Genomic DNA, 5682 nt, shown 5'->3' on the forward strand with positions numbered 1-5682 from the left:
TTCGACGTGGCGCGCCACTACGCCTGGGAGCCGCAACCTGACGGGTCGAAAAAGACGGTCTCCGGCGGCGTCGTGGCCTTCTTCTCGCTGGAAATGTCGGCCGAACAGCTCGCCATGCGCTTGCTGGCCGAGGTCTCGGGCGTGTCGGGCGACCGGCTGCGCAAGGGCGAGATCTCGGCCGTGGAGTTCGGGCAGGTCCGCGATGCGGCGCTGGAGATCCAGGACGCACCCCTGTTCATCGACGCCACCGGCGGCATCACCATCGCCAAGCTGGCGGCCCGCGCGCGGCGCCTGAAGCGGACCAGCGGCCTTGACCTGATCATCATCGACTATCTGCAACTGGTCACCGGCGGCGACGGCCAGAACAAGAATGACAACCGGGTGCAGGAAGTCTCGATGATCACCCAGTCGATGAAGTCCTTGGCCAAGGAACTGGGCGTCCCAATCATCGCGCTGAGCCAGCTCTCCCGTCAGGTGGAAAACCGCGAGGACAAGAAGCCGCAACTCAGCGACCTGCGGGAATCGGGCTCCATCGAGCAGGACGCCGACATGGTGATGTTCGTCTATCGCGAGGAGTACTACCTGGGCCGGACCGAGCCGCGCGAGGGCACGCCCGAGCACCTGACCTGGCAGGAACAGATGGATCAGGTCGTCGGCATGGCCGAGGTCATCATCGGCAAGCAGCGCCACGGCCCCATCGGCACCGTGAAACTGTCCTTCAACTCCGACATCACCAAGTTCGGCAACCTCGCGCGCGAGGGGTTCTACAACGCCCACTAAACCGGTTATGGGAGCAGCGATGCCTTCTCCCTCCGCCGCGCGCCTGACCATCGACCTAGACGCGCTGGCCCACAACTATGCTGTGCTGCGCGACCTGGCGCCGGGCGCCCAGCCCGCGCCGGTGGTGAAGGCCGATGGCTACGGCCTGGGCGCGGTTCCCGTGGCGCGGAGGCTGTGGGCCGAGGGCGCGCGCGCCTTCTTCGTCGCGCGGCTGAGCGAGGGCGAGGCTCTTCGCCTGGGCCTCGGCTCGGAGCGGCCCGCAACGATCTATGTCCTGGACGGCTTGACGGCTCAGACCGGACCGCGCCTGGCGGCCGCCGGCTTGACCCCCGTCCTCGCCAGCCTGTCGCAGGTCGAGGCCGCCGCTCGTGGCTTTGGCGGCCCCGTCGCGTTGCAGGTCGACACGGGCATGAACCGCCAGGGGCTGACCGATCGCGAGGCCCGAGACCTGGCCGCCACACCGCCCCTGGGCCTCCATGTCGAGATGCTCATGAGCCACCTCGGATCGGCCACCGATCCCGCCGACCCGCGCAGCGCCGCCCAGCTTGAACGCTTCGCTTCCTTGCGCCCGCTATTCCCTCAAGCCCGCGCCAGCTTCGCGGCCTCAGCCGGGATCGCGCTAGACCACGTCTACCACTTCGACATTGTCCGCCCTGGAATCAGCCTGTTCGGCGGCGGGCCCGAGGAGCGGCCCGATCCACGTTTCCGCGCTGTGGCGACCTTCGAGGCGCCGATCCTCTATGTGCGTCAGGTCGAGGCCGGGGCGATGATCGGCTACGGCTCCACGACGCTCATGCCCGCGACCGGCGCCGTCGCCGTTGTCGCAGCCGGCTACGCCGACGGCCTGATCCGCGGCGCCATGGGCCGCAGCCACGCCTGGTTCGCCGGCGCGCGGCGGCGGGTGCTGATCATCACCATGGACCTCATCGCCATTGAGATCGGTGACGCCCCAGCCGCGCCCGGCGACATGGTCGAGCTGCTAGGCCCCAACATGCTCATCGACGACCTCGCCGCTTCGGCCGGCACGGTGGCGCACGAATGCCTCGTGCGCCTGGGCGGCCGCGCCGAGCGGGTCTATCTGGGCGAGGCCTAACCCTTCTTCGCCAGGGTCTCCAGACGGGCCGGGCCGACCGAGGCCACGGCTGCCTTCAACTCGTCCATGCCGACGCCGTCACCCTCGGCGGCGACCATGAAGCGGTCACCGACCAGGACGTTGTACTCGCCGTGCCGGGAGTTGCTGTCATAGGTCTCGGTGGTCATGCGACCGTCGACCTTGCCGACCTTTTCGTAACGCCCGGCGGTCTCGGTGGAGGACTGGACATTGAAGGCGCCGGCCATGCCCGCCAAGGCGCCGGCCGCGCCCAGGTCGGTGACGCTCAGGCGGATGCGCGATTGGCCCTTGGTGTAGACGGCCTCGGCCTGCGAACCCGTGACTCCGCCGGCGCCGCCGGACCCAGTGGTCACCTCTGTCCGCGCGAAGCCCGCCACGTCAGCCGGCAGATAGGCCTTCAGCAGGTTGGGATCGGTGGGCGCAGGACCCTCGCCGCTCTCCATCTGCTTGGCGGCGGCTTCCATTTTCTTGGAGGCAGCCTCCAGCTCGCCAAGATCGACCTTGTTCCCACCCACCGTGAGCGTGCCGGCGGCGGCGCTGTGGTCGGCCATCAGACCAGAGCTTTGGCCGAGGCTGCGGATCGGCGAGAGGACAGCCATGGCTATGACCGCCAGGACGATGGCGGCAATGATGACCACGACGGTGTAGGTGGTCGCCTTTTCCTCAGGCGCCTTCATCAACCGAGGAAGGCCCTTGTACAATAGGAACAGACTGTAGAGCCCCAGCAGGCCCAGGACGCCGAGCGGCGGGTAGATCATGAAAATCCCGGCCAGCCAGCTCGCGGTGCTGGCATAGGCCGCGACCTTGAAAGCCTGGATCTGGTTCTTCACGCCGCCGAAGCTGGGCGCGAGGCCGTCGATGATCAGGGCCAGGAGAAAAACGCCGCCCAAGGCGAGCCCGAAGTTCACGACCGCACTGACAAGCGACGACACGATCGTCGGCCGATAGCTGACACCGAACATGCCGTAGCCGAACACGATAGCGCCGAGCAGGCCCGCGACCGCTGGGATCAGGGCGAGCGGAATGACGTAGCTCTTGTAGAGTCCGCCGATGGTGGCCGGCTCGCCGTCGATGACCTCCCAGGTCGCCGTCGGTTGCAACAGGATGGCCTTCACCCGCTCGACCAGCCCCGATACCGCCGAACCCGGTTCAACTGCACTCATAGACGCCTCCCAGCCTGTAAATGTCTCAGCCCGATCCCCACATGGCGAACCTAGCCTAAGCCGGCCTTTCAGCAACCGGGTTCGATCTGCGACGGACGTGAACGGCGCGCCCGTCTAAGCTGTTGGCCTCAAACGAATCAGGGAACCCGCATGGCCCGCGACGGCGCCGTCTATGTCTGTCAGTCCTGCGGGGCCACACAGACCAAGTGGGCGGGCCAGTGCCCGGCCTGCGGCGCCTGGAACACCCTGGTCGAGGAACTGCAGTCGCGGCCGCCCGGCGCGCTGGCGCCCAGCAAGGCGTCGCGAACCCGGGGCCTGATCTATACGGGCTTGGACGAGAGCACGCCCTCCCCGCCGCGTATCATTACCGGTGTCGACGAGTTTGATCGCGTCTGTGGCGGCGGCGTGGTGCCAGGTTCGGCGATCCTGCTGGGCGGCGACCCCGGCGTCGGGAAATCGACATTGCTGATGCAGGTGATGGCCAGCGCCGCGCGGCGCGGCGCGTCCTGCGCCTACATCTCCGGTGAGGAGGCCATCGCCCAGGTGCGCAGCCGCGCCCAGCGCATGGGCCTGGCCGACGCGCCCGTTCGGCTGGCGACGGAGACCAGCCTGCGGGACATCCTCGACAGCCTGAAACGCGAGAAGTTCGACCTCGTCGTCATCGACTCCATCCAGACCATGTGGAGCGACGTCCACGAAGCCGCGCCTGGCTCTGTGACCCAGGTCCGCGCCGCGACCGGCGAGCTGGTGCGGCTCGCCAAGAAGCAGGGGGTTGCGGTCGTCCTGGTGGGGCATGTGACCAAGGAGGGGACCATCGCCGGTCCCCGCGTGATCGAGCACATGGTCGACGCCGTCCTCGCCTTCGAGGGCGAGCGCGGCTACCCCTTCCGCATCCTGCGCGCGGTGAAGAACCGTTTCGGCGCCACCGACGAGATCGGGGTGTTCGAGATGGGCGACGCGGGTCTGGGCGAGGTGAAGAACCCCTCGGCTTTGTTCCTCGACACCTCGGGCGAGCGCGCGGCCGGCGCGGCGGTGTTCGCCGGCATAGAAGGCTCGCGCCCGGTGCTGGTGGAGTTTCAGGCCCTGGTGGCGCCCTCGGCCTATGGCACGCCCCGCCGCGCCGTGGTGGGCTGGGACAGTGGACGGCTCGCCATGGTGCTGGCGGTGCTGGAGACCCGGTGTGGCCTGTCGCTGGGGAACCGGGACGTCTATCTGAACGTCGCGGGCGGCTTGAGGGTCAACGAGCCGGCCGCCGACCTCGCCGCCGCCGCCGCCCTCGCCTCCTCGGCGTTGGACGCCGCCCTGCCCCAGGACTGCGTCGTGTTCGGCGAGATCAGCCTGTCAGGCGACATTCGCCCAGTGAGCCGTATGGAATCGCGTCTGAAGGAAGCCGCCAAGCTGGGCTTCCGCCGCGCGCTTGGCCCCAAGGACCTCGACGGCGGCGGCATGAAGATCGACGGGGTCAGCCGCCTGGCCGACGCCATCAGCAAGATCGGCGAGAGCCAATGGTAGGTCCCTTGCCGTGGTTCGATATCATCGTCGGCCTGATGCTGCTGATCTCGGCCGGCGTCGGATTCTATCGCGGCGGCACGCGCGAAGTGGTGACGGCGCTCGCCCTGATCGTGGCGGCCGTGGCCGCGGTCTACGGCCAGCGCTGGTCGGGACCGATCGGCCGCAACCTCATCGACCCCGACTGGCTGGGAACGGTCGTCGCCGGTCTCATGGTCTTCGTCGCCGTCTACGGTCTGCTGCGGATCACCGGGGCGGGCCTCGTGCGCCGGGTCCGCGACATGCAGGTTCTGGGGATCGTGGACCGGGTCATCGGCCTGGGATTCGGCTTGATCCGTGCGCTGGTGGTCGTGGGCGCCTTCCACCTCGTGTTTCACGCCGCGACGCCGCCCGACCGCCTGCCCCGCTGGATGACGGGTGCGGCCTTTTATCCCCTGACCCGCGCAGCCGCGGACACGCTAAAGGCCATTGCGCCCAAGGGGTTGGACATGGCCGACAAACTGCGCCCCGCCTTCGACGACGCCGTTCGTGACGGTTCGGCGACCGTTGGGGGTGACTCTCGTGACGCTCAGGGCTATGACCCCCGCGAACGCGGCGGGCTCGACGATCTGGTGGAGAAATCCCGATGACCCAGGATCAGGATCGATGGCGCCGGGCGGCGCCGCCACACCGGGATCCTGACGACGACACGCCCCGGCTGGAATGCGGGGTCTTCGGGGTCTTCGACGTGGGGGCCGCCGCCGCCATCACGGCCCTGGGGCTCCATGCCCTGCAGCATCGCGGCCAGGAAGCCTGCGGCATCGCGGTCTTCGACGGCCAGCGCTTCCACACCGAACGCCATATGGGCCATGTGGGCGACGCCTTCGCCGGCGCCGACCTGGTCGACCGCCTGCCCGGCCATTGCGCCATCGGCCACACCCGCTACTCCACCGCCGGCGGCAGCTTCATCCGCAACGTCCAGCCGATGTTCGCCGACCTCGAGGGCGGCGGCGTGGCCCTGGCCCACAACGGCAACCTGACCAACTTCCTGACGCTGCGCGAACAACTGGTCCAGGAAGGCGCCATCTTCCAGTCGACCTCGGACAGCGAGGCGATCCTGCACCTGATCGCCCGCTCGCG

The 5682-nt window shown here is 68.6% G+C and carries 5 protein-coding genes and 1 pseudogene; 5 read left to right on the top strand and 1 reads right to left on the bottom strand.

The window, feature by feature from the left end; all coding sequences use genetic code 11:
* Positions 1–780, top strand: a 780-nt coding sequence (locus RMO04_RS02560; protein WP_309643229.1) for a DnaB-like helicase C-terminal domain-containing protein, incomplete at its 5' end; no start/stop codon positions are given.
* Positions 781–799: 19 nt separating this feature from the next.
* Positions 800–1873, top strand: coding sequence for an alanine racemase (gene alr / locus RMO04_RS02565; protein ID WP_309643230.1), 1074 nt, complete (start codon positions 800–802; stop codon positions 1871–1873).
* Here alr and RMO04_RS02570 read toward each other — a convergent pair.
* Positions 1870–3054 carry a Yip1 family protein gene (locus RMO04_RS02570; RefSeq protein WP_309643231.1) on the bottom strand — a complete coding sequence of 395 codons (1185 nt, stop codon included), beginning with the start codon at positions 3052–3054 and terminating at the stop codon, positions 1870–1872. The two genes, alr and RMO04_RS02570, sit on opposite strands and share 4 nt — an antisense overlap.
* A gap of 150 nt (positions 3055–3204) precedes the next feature.
* Between RMO04_RS02570 and radA the strand changes: the two genes are divergently transcribed.
* The 3 genes and pseudogenes from radA to RMO04_RS02585 form a co-directional block, all read left to right on the top strand.
* Positions 3205–4566 carry a DNA repair protein RadA gene (gene radA, locus RMO04_RS02575; protein ID WP_309643232.1) on the top strand — a complete coding sequence of 454 codons (1362 nt, stop codon included), beginning with the start codon at positions 3205–3207 and terminating at the stop codon, positions 4564–4566.
* The gene (locus tag RMO04_RS02580; RefSeq protein WP_309643233.1) at positions 4560–5192 is read left to right on the top strand and encodes a CvpA family protein; all 633 of its coding nucleotides are present in this window, start codon (positions 4560–4562) and stop codon (positions 5190–5192) included. Before radA ends, RMO04_RS02580 begins: the two co-directional genes overlap by 7 nt.
* Positions 5189–5682 (top strand): annotated as a pseudogene (locus tag RMO04_RS02585) (amidophosphoribosyltransferase); the annotation flags it as partial. The gene RMO04_RS02580 and the pseudogene RMO04_RS02585, both read left to right, overlap by 4 nt.

It is taken from the genome of Phenylobacterium sp. (assembly GCF_031412415.1).
In the GTDB taxonomy this organism is placed as follows: domain Bacteria; phylum Pseudomonadota; class Alphaproteobacteria; order Caulobacterales; family Caulobacteraceae; genus Phenylobacterium.

Bases quoted from the DNA above. Each gene is read 5' to 3' on its own strand.
- alr (WP_309643230.1), top strand. From the start codon at position 800: ATGCCTTCTCCCTCCGCCGCGCGCCTGACCATCGACCTAGACGCGCTG.
- RMO04_RS02570 (WP_309643231.1), bottom strand. From the start codon at position 3,054: ATGAGTGCAGTTGAACCGGGTTCGGCGGTATCGGGGCTGGTCGAGCGG.
- radA (WP_309643232.1), top strand. From the start codon at position 3,205: ATGGCCCGCGACGGCGCCGTCTATGTCTGTCAGTCCTGCGGGGCCACA.
- RMO04_RS02580 (WP_309643233.1), top strand. From the start codon at position 4,560: ATGGTAGGTCCCTTGCCGTGGTTCGATATCATCGTCGGCCTGATGCTG.